Below are 15,760 nucleotides of genomic sequence, written 5' to 3' on the forward strand. Positions count from 1 at the left end.
GGTCGACGACGTTGATGCCGAGCTCGGGGTCGACGACGTCCTTCATCGCCTCGGTCACGTCCTCGACGGTCACCGTCGCGGTCGCACCGCCGGCTGCGGCCTGCGCCTCGGGGACGTCGGGCAGGTCGCTGTGGTCAGGCTGTGCGGTCATGGCTGAGCCTCCAAGGATCGGGTCGTGGCGTCCTTCCAGGCCATCCACGACAGTAGTGCGCACTTCACGCGCGCCGGGAACTTCGCGACACCGGCGAACGCGATGCCGTCCTCCAGGACGTCCTCGTCCGGCTCGACGGTGCCCTTGCCCTGCATCAGCGCCAGGAACTCGCCGTGCACAGCCATCGCCTCGTCCACGGTCTTGCCGATGACCAGGTCGGTCATCACCGAGGTCGAGGCCTGCGAGATCGAGCACCCGACGGCGTCGTAGGACACGTCCTCGATGCGCCCGTCGGCGACGTGCACGCGCAGGGTCACCTCGTCGCCACAGGTCGGGTTGACGTGGTGCACCTCCGCCTCGAACGGGTCGCGCAGGCCCGCGTGATGGGGGTGCTTGTAGTGGTCCAGGATGATCTCCTGGTAGAGCGTGTCGAGGTCCATGTCAGTCTCCGCTCAGCCCAACTTGAAGTACGAGCGGGTGTATTCCAGGCCCTCGACCAAGGCGTCGATCTCCGCGGGCGTCGTGTAGAGGTAGGACGACATCCGGGTCGAGCTCTGCACCCCGAACCTGGCGTGCGCCGGCTTGGCGCAGTGGTGGCCGGCCCGGACCGCGACGCCCCGGGAGTCGAGCACCTGCGCGACGTCGTGGGGGTGGACGCCGTCGATCTCGAAGGAGATGGCACCCCCACGAGCCGCGGCGTCGAGGGGGCCGAGCACGGTCAGACCGGGGACGGTGGCCAGTCCCTCGAGGGCGTACGCGGTGACGGCCTGCTCGTGCGCGTGCACGGCGCCCATGCCGATGTGCGCGAGGTAGTCCACGGCCGCCCCGAGCCCGATGGCCTCGACGATCGGCGGGGTGCCGGCCTCGAACCGGTGGGGGGCCTTGGCGTACGTCGAGCCGGCCATCGTCACCGTCTCGATCATCTCCCCGCCGCCGTGGAAGGGCGGGAGCTCGTTGAGCAGCTCCTCGCGTCCCCACAGGACGCCGATCCCGGTCGGACCGACGGTCTTGTGCCCGGTGAACACCAGGAAGTCGCAGCCGGTCGTGGCCACGTCGACCGGCAGCTGCGGCACGGCCTGCGAGGCGTCGACCACCGAGTAGGCGCCCACCGCCGAGGCCCGGGCCGCGAGCTCGGCGACCGGGTTGATGGTGCCGAGCATGTTGGACACCCACGTGAAGGCCACGACCTTGGTGTGCTCGTCGACCAGCCGGTCGGCGTCCGAGAGGTCGAGCTGCCCGTCGTCGGTGAGGCCGAACCAGCGCAGCTCGGCGCCGGACCGCTCGCAGGCCAGCTGCCAGGACACGATGTTGGAGTGGTGCTCCATCTCGGTGACCACGACGTTGTCGCCCGGACCGAGCGGGATGGTGCGGGCCAGCAGGTTGAGCGCCTCCGTGGCGTTCTTGGTGAACACGACCTCGTTGCGCGAGCGGGCACCGAGGAACGAGGCCACCTTGTCGCGGGCTCCCTCGAACGCCTCCGTCGACTCGGCCCCGAGCTGGTGCATGGCGCGCGCGACGTTGGCGTTGTGGTGCTCGAGGTGGTCGACCATCGTGTCGATGACGACCTGGGGCTTCTGCGAGGTGTTGGCGCTGTCGAGGTAGACCAGCGGCCTCCCGTCCGCGAGCGAGCGCTCGAGGATCGGGAAGTCCTTGCGGATGACCTCCAGCTCGGGGAGCAGGCCGTCCAATTGCGTCTCCTTGTCAGCTTGCGAGGTTTCGAGACGGGGCTAGCGCCCCTCCTCAACCACCGATGGAGGCCTTGATGTACTTGTCGTAGCCCTCGGCCTCGAGCGCGTCGGCCAGCTCGGGTCCGCCCTGCTCGGCGATCCGGCCGTCGACGAAGACGTGCACGAAGTCGGGCTCGATGTAGCGCAGGATCCGCGTGTAGTGAGTGATCAGCAGGACGCCCTTGCCCTCCTGCTCGCGGAACCGGTTGACGCCCGCGGACACGACCTTGAGCGCGTCGATGTCGAGGCCGGAGTCGGTCTCGTCGAGGATCGCCATCTTGGGGTTGAGCAGCTCGAGCTGGGCGATCTCGTGGCGCTTCTTCTCGCCGCCGGAGAAGCCCTCGTTGACGTTGCGGGTGCCGAACGTCGGGTCCAGGTTGAGCTGCTCGAGGGCCGCGTTGACGTCCTTGACCCAGGTGCGCAGCTTGGGGGCCTCGCCGTCGAGCGCGGTCTTGGCGGTGCGGAGGAAGTTGGACACCGAGACGCCCGGCACCTCGACGGGGTACTGCATCGCGAGGAACAGCCCGGCGCGGGCCCGTTCGTCGACCGACATGGCCAGCACGTCCTCGCCGTCGAGGGTCACGCTCCCGCCGGTGACGTCGTACTTCGGGTGGCCGGCGACCGAGTAGGCCAGCGTCGACTTGCCCGAACCGTTGGGACCCATGATCGCGTGCGTCTCGCCGTCCTTGATGGTCAGCGTCACGCCCTTGAGGATCTCCTTCGCGCCGTCGTCGGTGGCGACCGAGACCTGCAGGTCCTTGATCTCGAGAGTGGTCATGAAGGGGTGACTCCGTTCAGGGTGGTGGATGTGTCGACGTAGACGACGCCGTCGCGGACGTCGGTGCGGAACGTCGCCACGCGTTCGGTGGCCGGGAGGCCGGTGGGCCGTCCGCTGCGCAGGTCGAAGCGCGAGCCGTGCAGCCAGCACTCGACGGTCCCGTCGGCCACCTCGCCTTCGCTCAGGGGGACGGCCGCGTGCGAGCAGAGGTCCTGGATCGCGAAGAACTCGTCGCCCTGGCGGGCCACGGCGACCTCCAGGTCGCCGAGCTGGATGCCGATCGCCTCGTCCTCGGGGACGTCCTTGGTGGCACAGGCGCGCTCGAAGGACATCAGAAGACCCCCTCGAGCACGTTCTTGGCGAGCTCCGCCTCGACGGTCGAGGTCAGGGACTCCTCGATCTCGGGCACGCCGATCTTGCGGATCAGGTCGGTGAAGAAGCCATGCACGACCAGGCGCCGCGCCTCCTTCTCCCCCACGCCGCGGGACCGGAGGTAGAACAGCTGCTCGTCGTCGAACCGCGCGGTCGCCGAGGCGTGCCCGGCGCCCTCGATCTCGCCGGTCTCGATCTCCAGGTTGGGCACGGAGTCGGCCTGACAGCCGTCCGAGAGCACGAGGTTGCGGTTCTCCTCGTAGGTCTCGATGCCTTCGGCCTCCTTGCGGATCAGCACGTTGCCGATCCAGACCGTGTGGGCGCCCTGCCCCTGCAGGGCGCCCTTGTAGAGCACGTTGCTCGAGGTCTTGGGCTCGTTGTGGTCGACGAACAGCCGGTGCTCGATGTGCTGGCCCGCGTCGGCGAAGTAGAGACCGAGCATCTCGACCGAGCCGCCCGAGCCGTCGTACGTCGCGGTCACGTCGTGCCGGACGACGTCGCCGCCGAAGGTCACGGCGACGTGCTTCAGCGAGGCGTCACGGCCCACCACGGCACGCTGGGTGGAGTGGTGGACGGCGTCGTCGTCCCAGTCCTGGATGGTGACGTAGGTCAGCCTCGCGCCGTCGCCGACGACGAACTCCACGTTGTCGGCAAAGGTCGCCGACCCCTGGAAGCGGGCCACGACGGTCGCGGAGGAGTGGCTGCCGACCGTCACGAGCAGCTGCCCGGCGACCGCCTCGTCGCCGCCCTGGCCGGTCAGGCTGACGACGACCGGCTCGGCGAGCTCGGTGTCCGCGGGGACGTCGACGGTGAAGACGCCCGTGGTGGCGTCCCAGACGCGGGCGCTGACACGGTCGGTCGGCACGAACCCCGAGCGGCCGCGCCCGGAGTCGGCGACGTCGACCCGGGCGACGTTGACGCCCTCGGGCGCCTCGACCTTGAGGTCGATGCCGTCGCCGGTGAGCGCGGCCCCGTCGTGCAGCCCCTTGAGACGCTTGAGCGGAGTGAACCGCCAGACCTCCTCGCGCCCCGTCGGGACAGGGTGGTCGGACAGGTCGAACGAGCCCACCGGATGCAGGTGGGAAGTGACTTCCAGGCCCATAGCTAGCCGACCGCGCCTTCCATCTGGAGCTCGATGAGCCGGTTGAGCTCGAGGGCGTACTCCATCGGGAGCTCCTTGGCGATCGGCTCGATGAAGCCGCGCACGATCATCGCCATCGCCTCGTCCTGCTCCATGCCCCGCGACATCAGGTAGAAGAGCTGGTCGTCGGACACCTTGGAGACCGAGGCCTCGTGACCCATGGAGACGTCGTCCTCGCGGATGTCGACGTAGGGATAGGTGTCGGAGCGGCTGATCTGGTCGACCAGCAGCGCGTCGCACAGCACGTTGGACTTGGAGCCGTAGGCGCCCTCGTTCATCTGGATCAGGCCGCGGTAGGACGTCCGGCCGCCGCCGCGGGCCACCGACTTGCTCAGGATCGAGCTGGAGGTGTGCGGGGCGGCGTGCACCATCTTGGCGCCGGCGTCCTGGTGCTGACCCTCGCCGGCAAACGCCACCGACAGGGTCTCGCCCTTGGCGTGCTCGCCCATCAGGTAGATGGCGGGGTACTTCATCGTCACCTTGGAGCCGATGTTGCCGTCGACCCACTCCATGGTCGCGCCGGCCTCGCAGGTGGCGCGCTTGGTGACGAGGTTGTAGACGTTGTTGGACCAGTTCTGGATGGTCGTGTAGCGGCAGCGGCCGCCCTTCTTGACGATGATCTCGACGACGGCGCTGTGCAGCGAGTCGGAGGAGTAGATCGGAGCCGTGCAGCCCTCGACGTAGTGCACGTAGGCGTCCTCGTCGACGATGATCAGCGTCCGCTCGAACTGGCCCATGTTCTCGGTGTTGATCCGGAAGTAGGCCTGCAGCGGGATGTCGACGTGCACCCCCTTCGGCACGTAGATGAAGGAGCCACCGGACCACACCGAGGTGTTGAGCGCGGCGAACTTGTTGTCACCGACCGGGATGACGGTGCCGAAGTACTCCCGGAAGAGCTCCGGCTGCTCGCGCAGCGCGGTGTCGGTGTCGAGGAACAGGACGCCCTGCTCCTCGAGGTCCTCGCGGATGGAGTGGTAGACGACCTCGGACTCGTACTGGGCGGCGACGCCGGAGACCAGACGCTGCTTCTCGGCCTCGGGGATGCCGAGCTTGTCGTAGGTGTTCTTGATGTCCTCGGGGAGGTCGTCCCAGGTCGCCGCCTGCTTCTCGCTCGAGCGGACGAAGTACTTGATGTTCTCGAAGTCGATGCCGGACAGGTCCGAGCCCCAGGTCGGCATCGGCTTGCGGTGGAAGAGCTTGAGGCCCTTGAGCCGCAGGTCGAGCATCCACTGCGGCTCGCTCTTCTTGGCGGAGATGTCGCGGACGACCTCTTCGCTCAGGCCGCGCTTGGCCGCGGCACCGGCGACGTCGCTGTCGGCCCAGCCGAACTGGTAGCGACCGAGGCCCTCGAGCTCGGGGTTGCGCTCCTCGATGGAGGTCACGAGACCTTCTCCTTCTTGGTGGTGGTCGGGGTGGGCGTAGCAGGGATGCAGGTGGTGCAGACACCGTCGCCGTGGGCGATGGTCGCGAGCCGTTGGACGTGGCGGCCGAGCACCCGGCTGATCGCCTCGGTCTCGGCCTCGCACAGCTGGGGGAACTCGTGGGCGACGTGGGAGACGGGGCAGTGCTGCTGGCACAGCTGCTCCCCCGCGTGCTGCGCGTTGACCATCGGCAGGGCACGGACGCCGGCGGCGTAGCCCTCGTCGGTGAACACCTGGGCGAGCACCTCGGCGGGGCTCAGGTGCGGGTTGGCCGTGGTGACCTCGTCGAAGCGGTCCTCGATGAAGGCCACCCGCCGGTTGGCGAACTCGCGGACCGCGGTCTCGCCGCCGGTCTCGGCGACGAAGCGCAGCGCCTGCACGGCGAGGTCGTCGTACTGCTGGTCGAAGCCCTCACGACCGTGCTCGGTGAGCGCGAAGACCTTGGCGGGACGGCCCCGGCCCCGGCGCACCGGGACCCGTGGCTCGCGCGCCTCGACGGCCCCCTCCTCCACCAGCTGGTCGAGGTGGCGACGGACGGCGGCGGGTGTGAGGGCGAGCCGTTCGCCCAGGGCGGCCGCGGTCGACGGGCCGTGCTCGAGGATCGACCGGGCCACGCGCTGCCGCGTGGGGTGGTCCGCCTCGAATATCACAACACCAGTGTGCCGTTATTGACTGGAGCGGTTCAAGGAAGGCAACCCTTACCAGGATCTCGCCCGGCAATCCGCGCACTTCGGTCACCCGGGGTTGCACCATCGACGACACTGGGACCACAGACCCTACGCAACCCAAGGATCCCATGCTGCCCCGCCTCCGACGAGTGGTGACCTCGCGCACCGTCCTGGTCCTGGGTGTCCTGGTCAGCCTGCTCGTGCCGGCCCTCACGCTCCCCCGGCTCCCCCAGGTGACCCTGTGGCCGCTGCTCCTCGGCCTGCTGCCCTGGGTGCTGGGCAAGTACCTCCTCTGCCCCCTGCGGTGGCGGGCGCTCACCGACGCCGGACTGTCGCGTCGCTGGCACATCCGGGCGTACGCCGAGTCCGAGCTCCTGGGCCTCCTGACTCCCGGCCACGTCGGAGCGGACCTGTGGCGGCTCAAGAGGCTGACCGGCACCGGCCTGGGCCGTGGCGACGCCGTTCTCAGCGTCGGGGCCGACCGGCTGGTCGGCGCGATCGGCCTGGCCGCGTTCGTCGCCTTCGCGGGTACGGCGCTGCCGCTGCGGCTCCTGCTCCCGGTCGTCGGGGTCTCGGTGGTGGCGGTCGTCGTGGTGCTGGTGCTCCGCAGGGTGCGGCCGGGACTCCTGCCGACCCGGCCGTTGCCGCCGCCGCGCACGCTCGCCCACGCTCTCGTGCTGTCGGCCGGCTACCAGCTGTCGATCGCTGCCCTGCTCGTGGGCTCCGTCGCCGCCACCGGCCACACCGTGTCGCCGTGGGTCGTCCTCGGTGCGTTCGGCGCCAGCCAGCTGGCCGGCGCGGTCCCCGGGCCCAACGGTGCCAGCCCGCGTGACGGCGCGCTCGTGGTCGGTCTGGTCGCGGCCGGGGTGCCCTGGGCGGCGGCCGCCGCGGCGGTCTCGCTCAAGGCAGCGATCGCCTGGCTGCCCGCGCTCGGCCTCGGCGGTGTGAGCCTGCTCGTCGCGCGCCGGCAGCACGGCCTCGCCGCCGCCGCTGCCTGACACCTCGGTCACCCGGAGCGGACAGGACCTTCTCCCGTCGTCACGACGGCGGCGTCGAGGCAGTATCGGAGCTGGGGAGCGTCCGACCGGCGCGCCCTGCTCCGGACGAGGAGGTCGGTGGATGCTGCTGCCTCGCGGCGTCGTGCTGCGACACCGTCGCGTCCACTGGATGCTCGGCCAGGCCCTCATCGTCCTCACGGGGATCTTCTGCTACTTCCAGGTGCGCGGCCTGACCTCCACCGACCCGGCGACCGCCGTCGACCACGCCCATGACCTGATCCGCTTCGAGCAGGCCATCGGGATCGACGTCGAGGAGGCCGTCCAGGCCGCGGTCACGCCGTCCGAGGCCTTGTCGACCTTCGCGAACTGGATCTACATCTGGGGGCACTGGCCGGTCATCATCACCACGATGGTGTGGCTCGGGTGGCGGCACCGCGAGGTGTTCCTCCGGCTCCGGGACGCCATGCTCATCTCCGGCGGGCTGGGGCTGGTGGTCTTCGTCACCTACCCCGTCGCGCCGCCGCGGCTGGTGGACCCGGACCTGATCGACACGGTCACGGAGCGTTCCGCGGCCTACCGCTACCTCCAGCCTCCGAACTTCGTCAACCAGTACGCCGCGATGCCCAGCCTGCACGCCGGGTGGGACCTGCTGGTCGGCATCTCCATCGCCACGGCCGGCGGCGTCCTCGTGGTGCGGCTCATCGGCTGGGTGCTGCCCATGCTCATGGCGTTCGCCGTGGTGGCGACCGCCAACCACTACCTGGTCGACGTCATCGCCGGTGTCAGCCTCGCGCTGCTCGGGTTCGTGCTCGCCATCGCGCTGGAGCGCCGCAGGAGCCGCCGGGCGCCGACGGCCCGGGCGCCGACCCCGGCGGTGCGCAGCGGGTCGGCGGAGCCATGAGCCTGCTCGCGATCGCGCACCGGGCGGGGAACTCCCTGGCCGGGCTGCACGAGGCGAACCTCCTGGGCGCCGACGTCATCGAGTGCGACGTCCACGAGCACCGGGGGCGTCTCGAGGTCCGGCACCTGAAGACGGCCGGACCGTTGCCGTTCCTGTGGGACACCTGGGAGCTCGCCTCCGCCTCGGCGCCCCGGCTCGGCCTGAGCGAGCTGCTCGACGCCGACCGGCGCGGCACGACGTTCATGCTCGACCTGAAGGGCCGCCGGACCTCGACCGGACGAGCCGTCGCCGAGCTCCTGCACGAACGGACGCCGGTCCGCGACGTCCTGGTCTGCGGCCGCTACTGGCCGACCGTGGACGCCGTGGCCGAGCTCGGGTTCGTGCGGCCGGTGCTCTCGGCACGCAACCGCGCCGAGCTCGCCGCCCTCCGGCGGCGGCTGCGGGCCGACACCAGCGGGAAGACCTACGGCGTGTCCGTCCACGCCTCGCTCCTGGACCAGGGCGTCGTGACCATGCTGCGCGAGCACGTCCCGGTCGTGATGACCTGGCCGATCGACGACCTGCCGTCGCTGGACCGGGTGGTCGGTCTCGGGGCGAACGGCGTGATCACGAACGAGCCGGAGATCCTGCGTGAGGTACGCCACCGAAGCGGCTGACCCTCCACGGGTCCGCACCCGGCTCGTCCATAGACTTCGGCCGTGTCGACGTCCGCGGTGACTCCTGCTGTGGAGGTCGACGCCCTGGTCATGCGGTACGGCGACACCGTCGCCGTCGACGGTCTCTCCCTGACCGTCGAGCCGCACACGATCACCGCCGTCCTGGGCCCCAACGGCGCCGGCAAGACGACCACCCTGGAGACCTGCGAGGGATACCGGAAGCCGCAGTCCGGGTCGGTCCGGGTCCTGGGCCTGGACCCGGTCCGCGATGCCCGCGCCCTGCTCCCCCGGATCGGTGTGATGCTGCAGGAGGGCGGCGCCTGGAGCGGCAGCCGCGCCGACGAGATGCTGCGGCACATCGCCGCGCTGCACGCCCACCCCCTCGACGTAGCGATGCTCGAGGAGCGTCTCGGTCTCGCGGAGTGCGGCCGGACGCCGTACCGCCGGCTCTCCGGCGGCCTGAAGCAGCGTCTCGGGCTGGCCATGGCGCTGGTGGGCCGTCCTGAGGTCGTGTTCGTCGACGAGCCGACCGCCGGTCTCGACCCGGCGGTGCGGCGCGACGTCTGGGAGGTCATGGAGGAGCTCCGCGAGGACGGCGCGACGGTGGTGCTCACGACCCACTACATGGACGAGGCGGAGCGGCTGGCCGACCGGATCCACATCATCGACCGGGGCCGGTTGGTCGCCAGCGGCTCGCCCATCGAGCTGACCCGCGGCGGCCCGACCTCGACCATCCGGCTCGTGGTCACCAAGCCCTTCCCGCCGGGGGCGCCGGAGTCGCTCAAGGCCGCGCTCGGCGACCAGGTCGAGGTCGTCGTCCTTGACGAGCTGAGCCTGCTCCTGACCGGGAGCGCCGACGCCTCCACCCTGGCCCGGGTCTCCCGCTGGTGCGAGGAGAACGACGTGCTGCCGGAGTCCCTGACCCTGGGCACCCGCAACCTCGAGGACGTCTTCCTCGAGCTCACCGGCCGGACGCTGGCCCGCGGAGTGACCGAGTGACCGGCACCTTCACCCCGATGCCGGGTGCGGCGACGCTGCCGCGGATGGTGCTGACCCAGGCCCGCATGGAGTCGCGGCTGATGCTCCGCAACGGGGAGCAGCTGCTGATCGCCGTCGTGATCCCGGTGATCGTGCTGGTGGGGCTGGTCGGTGCCGCGGACTCGCTGGGCCTCGACTACGACGACCCGGTCGTCGACGTCGTCACCCCGGGCGTCCTCGCGCTCGCGGTCCTGTCGACGTCCTTCACCTCGCTGGCCATCGCGACCGGGTTCGAGCGCCGCTACGGAGTTCTCAAGCGGCTGGGTACGTCGCCGCTCCCGCGGTCCGGGCTCCTGGCGGGCAAGATCCTCGCCCTTCTGCTGGTGGAGCTGCTCCAGGTCGCGGTCATCGCGGTGGTGGGTGTGCTCCTCGGTTGGGACCCCTCCCCCGGACCCGCCGGCCTCGTCGGGGCGGTCCTGGCGGCGTCGCTGGGCACCGCGGCGTTCGCCTCGCTGGGCCTGCTCGTCGCGGGCAGCCTGCGCGCGGAGGCGACGCTGGCCGTCGCCAACCTCGTCTACCTGCTCCTGCTCGCCGGAGGTGCCGTCGTCCTCCCGGCCGCGGCGTACGGCGGGTTCGGCGACGTGGCGACGTGGCTGCCCTCCGGAGCCCTCGGCGAGGCGATGCGCGACGCCCTGCTGCACGGGGACATCGCCTGGCGGGACCTCGCCGTGCTGCTCGGCTGGGGGGCCGTCGGCTCGGTCCTCGCGGCGAGGACGTTCTCATGGGAGTGACGCCGGGCGGGGTGAGGCCGATGGCGAGGTTCCTGCGACCCCTGGCCTGGGCGACACTCGTCGCCAACATCGGGATCGTGCTCACCGGCGGCGCCGTCCGGCTCACCGGTTCCGGTCTCGGCTGCCCGACCTGGCCGCGCTGCACCGAGGACTCCTACACGCCGCACGGCGAGCTCGACTACCACTCCGCGATCGAGTTCGGGAACCGGACGCTCACCTTCGTCCTGGTCGCGGTCGCGGTCGCCACGCTGGTCGCGGGTCTCGCCAGCGCCCGCCGCGACGTGAGGTGGATGGTCGTCGTCCTGTTCCTGGGCATCCCTGCCCAGGCGGTCATCGGCGGGATCACCGTGCGGACCGACCTCAACCCGTGGGTGGTCGCGTTCCACCTCCTGGTCTCGCTGGCGATCATCGGGCTCGCGGTGCGGCTGCTGCTGTCCCTCGACGGCCCGCTCCCGGACCCGGACCGGGGATGGGTCACGCGGCTGGCGTGGGCCACCTTCGCGGCCGGCTGGGCCGTCCTCTACCTCGGCACCGTGGTCACGGGGTCCGGCCCGCACGCCGGCGACGAGGACGCGGTGCGCAACGGGCTGGACCCGCGCAGCACGAGCCAGCTGCACACCGACCTGGTGTTCCTCTTCGTCGGGTTGACGGCCGGGCTGCTGTTCGCGCTCCTGGCCACCGGTGGCCGGTCCCGGGCCACCCGCGCGGTGGAGGTGCTGCTCGGCGTCGAGGTCGCCCAGGGCGCCATCGGGTTCGTGCAGTACGCCACCGACCTGCCTGTCGTGCTGGTCGGCCTCCACCTGCTCGGCGCCGCGCTCATCTCGGCGGTCATGACCTGGGCGCTGCTCGAGGTGCGACATCCCCGGACCGGGCGACTGCCTGACGTGGAGACCGCCGGCCGCGCGCATAGCCCCAGCCGGCCCACGTGAGCGCCACCAACACGCCTGCCGCCCCGCGGAGCCGGCCGTGCCGCAGCTCCCGGGCGAACGCGAGCGGCAGCACCCGCCGGACGTAGGCCTTCTCGTCCGAGATCGCGTCCTGCGCGCCGACCAGCGCCGCCACGACGGCCTTGGACCTGCCCTCGGAGTACGCCCGCTGACGGAGGTAGCGCCACGAGCCCCGTTGCGACGGGACCCGGTGGTGGACCACCGCCGCCGGCTCCGTGACGATCCGGCTGTGCGGGACGCGCTGCGTCACCCGGATGCAGAACTCGGTGTCGTCGCAGCCGACGGGCACGTGGTCCTTGCGACTGACCGCCTCCTCGAACCCGCCGACCTGGTCGAGGAGCCCCCGGCGCAGGGACATGCTCGCCCCCGTCACGTTCCGCACGTCGGCCCGCCGGGTGGGGCGGCCGCGGTGGCTGCAGCCGATGACCCAGTCCAGCTCCGGCGGGAGGTGCGCGGGCCGCTCGTCGTCGAACCGGGGCTCCACCCAGCCGCCGACGAGCTGGACGTCCGGGTCGGCGTACGGCGCCGCCAGGTGCTCCAACCAGTCCGGGGCAGGCTCGGCGTCGTCGTCGAGGAAGGCGACGACGTCGCCCGTGGCGGTCGCGAGCGCCGTGTTGCGAGCCCCGGCGAGCCCACCGTGGTCGGTGTTCGCGACCGCCCGCACCCAGGGCCACCGCGACGCGACGAGCTCGAGCAGCTCGGGGTTGCGGTCGACGACCACGATCACCTCGGTGGGAGGCCGGCTCTGCGCCGCGACGCCTGCCAGTCCGGACGCGAGGTCCTCGAGCCGATCGGTGGCATGTGTGCAGATCGCCGCACTGATCGTCGGTGTCTGCCCCATGCTGGGTATCTCACCACCAACACCAGCGGGGACGTGAACGGGGACATGAACGGGGACACGCACGACTACTCGAGGATCTACGTGGCCGGTGCCGCCGGCATGCTGGGTGAGGCGGTCCTGGCCGCGTGCTCGCAGCACTACGAGGTGGAGGCCAGCGACATCGCCCCCCGCACGGACGCGATGTCGTTCCTGGACGTCGCCGACGCGGAGCTGTTCGCGAAGGCGGTCGACGCCTTCGAGCCCGACCTGATCGTCAACCTGGCCGCCGAGACGGACCTCGAGCTGTGCGAGCACGACCCCGAGCGGGCATGGGCGTCCAACGCGGTCGGGGCCGAGAACGGCGCCCGGATCGCCGAGCGGCTCGGCGTCCCCTACGTCTACATCTCGACCGCGGGCATCTTCGGCGGCGACCAGGAGTGGTACTCCGACGACGACGTTCCCGACCCGCTCACCGTCTACGCCAGGTCGAAGCTCCACGGCGAGCGGTTCGTCCAGCAGCACGTGCGCCGCCACTTCGTCCTGCGGCCCGGGTGGATGATGGGCGGCGGGCCGGACCTGGACAAGAAGTTCGTCAACAAGGTCTACCGCCAGATCCGCGACGGCGCGACGACGGTCCGGGCGGTCACCGACCTCCTCGGCAGCCCGACCTACACCCACGACTTCGCCCGCGGCCTGTTGCTGGTCGCCCGGAGCGGGCACTACGGCACCTACAACCAGGTCGGTGGCGGCACCGCCAGCCGCTACGACGTCGCGCTCGCCCTGGTGGACGACCTGGGCCTGTCCGACCAGGTCGAGGTCGTCCCGGTCACCTCGGAGTACTTCGCGGAGGCGTACTTCGCCCCTCGTCCGGCGTCCGAGCAGCTGGTCAACGCCCGCCTGCGCGAGCGCGGGCTCGACGTGATGCGGGACTGGCGGGTCGCGCTCGAGGAGTACAGCGAGGTGTTCAGGCGCGACCTGGAGCGGCACCGCCGACCCCGCTGACCAGCCGGCCGTAGATCTCCTCGAGCTGCCTCGCGACCGTGCCCTGCAGGTAGCGCCGCACCTCCACCGAGGCCTGTGCCGAGAGCTCCTCGCGCAGCGACGGGTCACCGACGACCCGGGTCAGCGCCGCCCCGGTGGCGGCCACGTCGCCGGGCGGCACGACCAGTGCCGACCGGCCGTCGGTCACCATGTCGGCGATCCCGCCCATCCGGGTGGTCACCAGAGGTGCCCCGAGCGCCATCGCCTCGAGGACCGTCGTCGGGCACGGGTCCGGCCACCGGCTCGGCAGGACGGCAGCCAGCGCGTGACCGAAGCCCGAGAGCACCCGCTCGTGGTCCCACTTCTCGTGGGCCACGGCGCCGTCGGGCAGCGCCGACAGGTCCATCGCGGACCGGCCGACCAGGACGAGGGCGGGCCGGGTGGCCGGGTCCAGGGTCGCGTACGCCGCCAGGACGGTGTCGACGCCCTTCTGCTCGGAGAGGTCCCCGGCGAAGAAGAGGTAGTTGTCCTTCGGCAGCGCCGGGTCCCGCGGCAGGTCGCGGGCGGACAGCAGTGAGTCCGGCACGAAGTTCGGGACGACCTGCCACGGCACGCCCTGCTGGTCGAGCTGGTTGGCCTGCCCGACGAAGCGGCTGACCGGGGTGAACAGGTCGACCACCCGGTTGCGAACCGGCCGCCCGGCCCGGACCAGCGACCAGATGGCGGGTCCTCGCCCGGCGCCGTACCAGTCGGTGGAGCACTCCAGGCACTTCCGCGGGGCCGGGCCCGAGCAGAGCTCCTCGTCGCGGAACATCAGCCGCTTGGTCGCGCACACGTGGCTGTAGTCGTGGAGCGAGTAGACCAACGGCAGGCGTCGGGCCGCGGTCAGCGGCAGGTAGGAGTTGATGATCCAGTTGTGGGCGTGCACGACGTCGGGGCGGACCTCGTCGACCAGGCGGGAGAGCGCCCGGGTGACGAGCGGGTCGGGCAACGGCAGCGCGAGGGGGCGGTCGGCGGTCGGATAGAGCGCCGGCACCTTCACACCGACGTTGGTGAGCGCGTGCACGTGCACACCGGCGTCCTGCTGCGGAGGGGCACCACCCATCTCCAGGCAGGCCACGTGGACGTCGTGGCCCAGGGCCGCGAGCTCGACCGAGAGGTTGCGCACGTGGCGCTCCTCGCCCCCGATGACCGGGGGGTAGAACTGCGCCAGCTGGAGGATCCTCACGCGGCGCGTCCGCGGCGCTCCAGGGCGACGGCGTCGACCTCCGCGCGGTGGCCCAGCCGCCCACGCGCGTACCAGTAGGCGGTGGTGCCCAGGCAGGTGATGATGCCCCGGGCGCCCCGCCAGCCGGCTCGGTCGCCGCGCAGTGCCTTGCCCAGCTCGCGGCGCAGCCCCGCCGTGAGCACCGTGCGGACGTACCGGCTCTCCTCGGAGGTCGCGTCCTGGGCACCCACCAGCCGGGCCATCGCCGCCTTCGACACGCCCTCCGCCTGGGAGCGGGACCTCAGGTAGGCGAACTCGGTCCTGGCCACGGTCACCCGGTGGTGGACCACCGCGGCCGGCTCGAAGACGATGCGGCTCCCGGGCTTGCGCTGGGCGATCCGGATGCAGAGCTCGGTCTCCTCCGTGCCCAGCGGGATCAGCCCGATCCGGCCGACGTCCTCGTGGAAGCCGCCGATCTCGTCGAAGACCCGGCGGCGTACGGACATGTTGCAGCCCCACAGGTTGCGGACGTCGGCGCGCTCGGTGGGCTGACCGAGGTAGGTGCAGCCGACCAGCCAGTCGAGCTCGGGAGGCATGTGGTCGGGCCGCCGGTCCGGCCAGACCGGGCGGGCGACGCCACCGACCGCCATCACGGCCGGGTCGTCGTAGCCGCCGATCAGCTGTTCGAGCCAGTCCGGCTCGGGTCTGGCGTCGTCGTCCAGGAACGCGACGACGTCGCCGGTGGCCGCACCGATGCCCGTGTTGCGCGCGCCCGACGCCCCACCCCGGCCGGCGTTCTCGAGCACCCGTACTCCCGGGAAGGCCTCGCTGGCCCGGGCGAGCAGCTCCGGGTTGTGGTCGATGACCAGGATCCGTTCGAGCGCCGGGAAGGTCTGTGCGGCCAGGGCTGCCTGTCCGGCCGCGATGTCGTCCCAGCGGTCCGTCGTGTGCGCGCACACGACGACGCTGACCGTGTCAGGACGCGACTCGGTGGGGTCGAGGCTCCTGGGGCTGCTGCTCGGGCTGCTGCTCGGCCGGCTGCTCGGCCGGCTGCTTGGCTGGCTGTTGCGGGTGGAGCTCCGGCTGCTGCTGGGTCGCCGGCGGGCTCTCGACAGAAGCGTCACGACGGCCTCCACGACGGCGGAGAAGACGCGCCAGCGGGGAGCCCTCGGAACTCCGGAATCGGGAGCACTCGCACAGGGAGCAGTCCGAGCCGCGGCGGT

The 15,760-nt window shown here is 71.5% G+C and carries 17 protein-coding genes; 7 read left to right on the forward strand and 10 right to left on the reverse strand.

What is annotated here, in order from left to right; translation table 11 throughout:
• Positions 1 to 147: 147 nt before the first annotated feature.
• From sufU to JHD21_RS06040, 7 genes are all read right to left on the reverse strand, one after another.
• Positions 148 to 591, reverse strand: coding sequence for a Fe-S cluster assembly sulfur transfer protein SufU (gene sufU / locus JHD21_RS06010; RefSeq protein ID WP_292672460.1), 444 nt, complete (start codon positions 589 to 591; stop codon positions 148 to 150).
• A 12-nt stretch (positions 592 to 603) separates the two neighbouring features.
• A complete protein-coding gene (locus JHD21_RS06015) occupies positions 604 to 1,830 on the reverse strand; it encodes a cysteine desulfurase (RefSeq protein ID WP_292672496.1) in 1,227 nt (408 codons plus the stop codon).
• Between the two features lie 61 nt (positions 1,831 to 1,891).
• A complete protein-coding gene (sufC, locus tag JHD21_RS06020; RefSeq protein WP_292672461.1) occupies positions 1,892 to 2,656 on the reverse strand; it encodes a Fe-S cluster assembly ATPase SufC in 765 nt (254 codons plus the stop codon).
• Positions 2,653 to 2,988 (reverse strand): non-heme iron oxygenase ferredoxin subunit, encoded by a 336-nt coding sequence (locus tag JHD21_RS06025; RefSeq protein WP_292672462.1) that lies wholly within the window; start codon positions 2,986 to 2,988, stop codon positions 2,653 to 2,655. The genes sufC and JHD21_RS06025 overlap by 4 nt, the downstream gene beginning before the upstream one ends.
• On the reverse strand, positions 2,988 to 4,097 hold the full coding sequence (sufD, locus tag JHD21_RS06030; protein ID WP_365695578.1) for a Fe-S cluster assembly protein SufD: 1,110 nt from the start codon (positions 4,095 to 4,097) through the stop codon (positions 2,988 to 2,990). Before sufD ends, JHD21_RS06025 begins: the two co-directional genes overlap by 1 nt.
• A 35-nt stretch (positions 4,098 to 4,132) precedes the next feature.
• Complete coding sequence (sufB, locus tag JHD21_RS06035) at positions 4,133 to 5,551, reverse strand: Fe-S cluster assembly protein SufB (protein WP_292672465.1); 1,419 nt, start codon at positions 5,549 to 5,551, stop codon at positions 4,133 to 4,135.
• Positions 5,548 to 6,240, reverse strand: a complete 693-nt coding sequence (locus tag JHD21_RS06040; RefSeq protein WP_292672466.1) for a helix-turn-helix domain-containing protein — start codon at positions 6,238 to 6,240, stop codon at positions 5,548 to 5,550. Before JHD21_RS06040 ends, sufB begins: the two co-directional genes overlap by 4 nt.
• Before the next feature lie 146 nt (positions 6,241 to 6,386).
• On the opposite strand from JHD21_RS06040, the gene JHD21_RS06045 reads away from it, so the two are divergent.
• The 6 genes from JHD21_RS06045 (at position 6,387) to JHD21_RS06070 (ending at position 11,511) form a co-directional block, all read left to right on the forward strand.
• A complete protein-coding gene (locus JHD21_RS06045) occupies positions 6,387 to 7,256 on the forward strand; it encodes a lysylphosphatidylglycerol synthase domain-containing protein (RefSeq protein ID WP_292672467.1) in 870 nt (289 codons plus the stop codon).
• A gap of 121 nt (positions 7,257 to 7,377) precedes the next feature.
• Complete coding sequence (locus JHD21_RS06050) at positions 7,378 to 8,157, forward strand: phosphatase PAP2 family protein (RefSeq protein WP_292672468.1); 780 nt, start codon at positions 7,378 to 7,380, stop codon at positions 8,155 to 8,157.
• Positions 8,154 to 8,813 (forward strand): glycerophosphodiester phosphodiesterase, encoded by a 660-nt coding sequence (locus tag JHD21_RS06055; RefSeq protein ID WP_292672469.1) that lies wholly within the window; start codon positions 8,154 to 8,156, stop codon positions 8,811 to 8,813. Before JHD21_RS06050 ends, JHD21_RS06055 begins: the two co-directional genes overlap by 4 nt.
• A 42-nt stretch (positions 8,814 to 8,855) precedes the next feature.
• Positions 8,856 to 9,812: an ABC transporter ATP-binding protein gene (locus JHD21_RS06060; RefSeq protein ID WP_292672470.1), complete on the forward strand. Its 957-nt coding sequence runs from the start codon at positions 8,856 to 8,858 to the stop codon at positions 9,810 to 9,812.
• Complete coding sequence (locus tag JHD21_RS06065; protein WP_365695580.1) at positions 9,809 to 10,582, forward strand: ABC transporter permease; 774 nt, start codon at positions 9,809 to 9,811, stop codon at positions 10,580 to 10,582. Before JHD21_RS06060 ends, JHD21_RS06065 begins: the two co-directional genes overlap by 4 nt.
• The gene (locus JHD21_RS06070; protein WP_292672472.1) at positions 10,573 to 11,511 is read left to right on the forward strand and encodes a COX15/CtaA family protein; all 939 of its coding nucleotides are present in this window, start codon (positions 10,573 to 10,575) and stop codon (positions 11,509 to 11,511) included. Before JHD21_RS06065 ends, JHD21_RS06070 begins: the two co-directional genes overlap by 10 nt.
• On the opposite strand, the gene JHD21_RS06075 is transcribed toward JHD21_RS06070, so the two are convergent.
• The gene (locus JHD21_RS06075) at positions 11,411 to 12,370 is read right to left on the reverse strand and encodes a glycosyltransferase family 2 protein (RefSeq protein ID WP_292672473.1); all 960 of its coding nucleotides are present in this window, start codon (positions 12,368 to 12,370) and stop codon (positions 11,411 to 11,413) included. The genes JHD21_RS06070 and JHD21_RS06075 overlap by 101 nt on opposite strands.
• Positions 12,371 to 12,415: 45 nt before the next feature.
• On the opposite strand from JHD21_RS06075, the gene JHD21_RS06080 reads away from it, so the two are divergent.
• Positions 12,416 to 13,351 (forward strand): SDR family oxidoreductase, encoded by a 936-nt coding sequence (locus JHD21_RS06080; RefSeq protein WP_292672474.1) that lies wholly within the window; start codon positions 12,416 to 12,418, stop codon positions 13,349 to 13,351.
• On the opposite strand, the gene JHD21_RS06085 is transcribed toward JHD21_RS06080, so the two are convergent.
• Both JHD21_RS06085 and JHD21_RS06090 read right to left on the reverse strand, forming a co-directional pair.
• On the reverse strand, positions 13,314 to 14,558 hold the full coding sequence (locus JHD21_RS06085; RefSeq protein ID WP_292672475.1) for a glycosyltransferase family 4 protein: 1,245 nt from the start codon (positions 14,556 to 14,558) through the stop codon (positions 13,314 to 13,316). The two genes, JHD21_RS06080 and JHD21_RS06085, sit on opposite strands and share 38 nt — an antisense overlap.
• Positions 14,555 to 15,673, reverse strand: a complete 1,119-nt coding sequence (locus tag JHD21_RS06090; RefSeq protein WP_365695583.1) for a glycosyltransferase — start codon at positions 15,671 to 15,673, stop codon at positions 14,555 to 14,557. The genes JHD21_RS06085 and JHD21_RS06090 overlap by 4 nt, the downstream gene beginning before the upstream one ends.
• Positions 15,674 to 15,760: the final 87 nt, after the last annotated feature.

This window comes from Nocardioides sp., from assembly GCF_016462705.1.
Lineage (GTDB): Bacteria > Actinomycetota > Actinomycetes > Propionibacteriales > Nocardioidaceae > Nocardioides.